This is a genomic window from Micromonospora sp. NPDC000663 (assembly GCF_042898105.1).
GTDB lineage: Bacteria > Actinomycetota > Actinomycetes > Mycobacteriales > Micromonosporaceae > Micromonospora.
In genome coordinates this window covers 2,501-5,426 of record NZ_JBIAYR010000019.1, presented here as the reverse complement: position 1 = coordinate 5,426, position 2,926 = coordinate 2,501, and the positions used below count along the sequence as shown (strand labels likewise).

At 57.2% G+C, this 2,926-nt stretch carries 2 rRNA genes (1 of these 2 only partly in view); both read right to left on the bottom strand.

Features of this window, described 5'->3' with window-relative positions:
* Positions 1 to 53: 53 nt before the first annotated feature.
* Positions 54 to 170: ribosomal RNA gene (gene rrf / locus ACFY1S_RS29470) — 5S ribosomal RNA — on the bottom strand.
* Positions 171 to 255: 85 nt separating this feature from the next.
* Positions 256 to 2,926 (bottom strand): 23S ribosomal RNA (locus ACFY1S_RS29465); it runs 438 nt beyond the window's last position.

Below are 2,926 nucleotides of genomic sequence, written 5' to 3'. Positions count from 1 at the left end.
TGCGGGAAACGCAGAACGGGTCACCCGTGAGGGTGACCCGTTCTGGAATGATTGTCCGGCGGCGTCCTACTCTCCCACACCCTCACGAGTGCAGTACCATCGGCGCTGGAGGGCTTAGCTTCCGGGTTCGGAATGTAACCGGGCGTTTCCCCTCCGCCATGACCGCCGTAACTCTATGAACATGTCAAACAACCCCGGCACCATGTCACGGGTGTTCGCTTGTTCAGAGTTGCACAGTGGACGCGTAGCAGCTTGGTAGTCAAGTCCTCGGCCTATTAGTACCGGTCAACTGAACCCGTTACCGGGCTTACATTTCCGGCCTATCAACCCAGTCGTCTAGCTGGGGGCCTTACCCCACATAGTGGGTGGGATACCTCATCTTGAAGCAGGCTTCCCGCTTAGATGCTTTCAGCGGTTATCCCTTCCGAACGTAGCTAACCAGCCGTGCCCCTGGCGGGACAACTGGCACACCAGAGGTTCGTCCGTCCCGGTCCTCTCGTACTAGGGACAGCCCTTCTCAAGTATCCTACGCGCACGGCGGATAGGGACCGAACTGTCTCACGACGTTCTAAACCCAGCTCGCGTACCGCTTTAATGGGCGAACAGCCCAACCCTTGGGACCTGCTACAGCCCCAGGATGCGACGAGCCGACATCGAGGTGCCAAACCATCCCGTCGATATGGACTCTTGGGGAAGATCAGCCTGTTATCCCCGGGGTACCTTTTATCCGTTGAGCGACACCGCTTCCACTCGCAAGTGCCGGATCACTAGTCCCGACTTTCGTCCCTGCTCGACCTGTCAGTCTCACAGTCAAGCTCCCTTGTGTACTTGCACTCAACACCTGATTGCCAACCAGGCTGAGGGAACCTTTGGGCGCCTCCGTTACCTTTTAGGAGGCAACCGCCCCAGTTAAACTACCCACCAGACACTGTCCCTGAACCGGATAACGGTCCGAAGTTAGATACCCAAATCAACCAGAGTGGTATTTCAAGATTGCCTCCACCCATACTGGCGTATGGACTTCACCGGCTCCCACCTATCCTACACAAGCTAATTCGAGTACCAATGTCAAGCTATAGTAAAGGTCCCGGGGTCTTTCCGTCCTGCCGCGCGTAACGAGCATCTTTACTCGTACTGCAATTTCGCCGGGCCTGTGGTTGAGACAGTGGGGAAGTCGTTACGCCATTCGTGCAGGTCGGAACTTACCCGACAAGGAATTTCGCTACCTTAGGATGGTTATAGTTACCACCGCCGTTTACTGGCGCTTAAGTTCTCCGCTTCGCCCCGAAGAGCTAACAGGTCCCCTTAACGTTCCAGCACCGGGCAGGCGTCAGTCCATATACATCGAATTACTTCTTCGCATGGACCTGTGTTTTTAGTAAACAGTCGCTTCCCCCTGCTCTCTGCGGCCATACAACGCTCCACCCGCGCGGGGCTTCACGTCTCCGGCCCCCCTTCTCCCTAAGTTACGGGGGCAATTTGCCGAGTTCCTTAACCACAGTTCGCCCGATCGCCTCGGTATTCTCTACCTGACCACCTGTGTCGGTTTGGGGTACGGGCCGCTAAGAACTCGCTAGAGGCTTTTCTCGGCAGCATAGGATCACTGACTTCACCTGAATCGGCTCGGCATCACGTCTCAGCCTTCATGCGCCACGGATTTGCCTATGGCACGGCCTACACGCTTACCCCGGCACAACCACCGGCCGGGCTCAGCTACCTTCCTGCGTCACCCCATCGCTTGACTACTACCCGCCAGGTTCCCACGCTCCCCAACATCCGTCCGAAGACATCAGCCAGTTCGGGTGGTTAGCACAACGAGGTTCATCAGGGACGCTCTTTCGCGGGTACGGGAATATCAACCCGTTGTCCATCGACTACGCCTCTCGGCCTCGCCTTAGGTCCCGACTCACCCAGGGCGGATTAGCCTGGCCCTGGAACCCTTGGTCATCCGGCGGAAGGGTTTCTCACCCTTCTTTCGCTACTCATGCCTGCATTCTCACTCGTGCCGCGTCCACAACTGGGTCACCCCGCTGCTTCACTCGCGGCACGACGCTCCCCTACCCATCCACACACCTGCACGCACCATCAAGGGCACGCGTGGTTAAAATGTGAATGCCACAGCTTCGGCGGTGTGCTTGAGCCCCGCTACATTGTCGGCGCGGAACCACTTGACCAGTGAGCTATTACGCACTCTTTAAAGGGTGGCTGCTTCTAAGCCAACCTCCTGGTTGTCTATGCGACCCCACATCCTTTTCCACTTAGCACACGCTTAGGGGCCTTAGCTGGTGATCTGGGCTGTTTCCCTCTCGACTACGAAGCTTATCCCCCGCAGTCTCACTGCCGCGCTCTCACTTACCGGCATTCGGAGTTTGGCTGATTTCGGTAAGCTTGTGGGCCCCCTAGACCATCCAGTGCTCTACCTCCGGCAAGAAACACGCGACGCTGCACCTAAATGCATTTCGGGGAGAACCAGCTATCACGGAGTTTGATTGGCCTTTCACCCCTAACCACAGGTCATCCCCCAATTTTTCAACATTGGTGGGTTCGGCCCTCCACGCGGTCTTACCCGCGCTTCAGCCTGCCCATGGCTAGATCACTCCGCTTCGGGTCTAGGACACGCGACTGAATCGCCCTATTCAGACTCGCTTTCGCTACGGCTCCCCCACACGGGTTAACCTCGCCACATGCCACTAACTCGCAGGCTCATTCTTCAAAAGGCACGCCGTCACCCCGCAAGGCTCCGACGGATTGTAGGCGAACGGTTTCAGGTACTATTTCACTCCCCTCCCGGGGTACTTTTCACCATTCCCTCACGGTACTCGTCCGCTATCGGTCACCAGGAAGTATTTAGGCTTACCAGGTGGTCCTGGCAGATTCACGGCAGATTTCAGGGGTCCGCCGCTACTCGGGAACACCCACAGAAGGT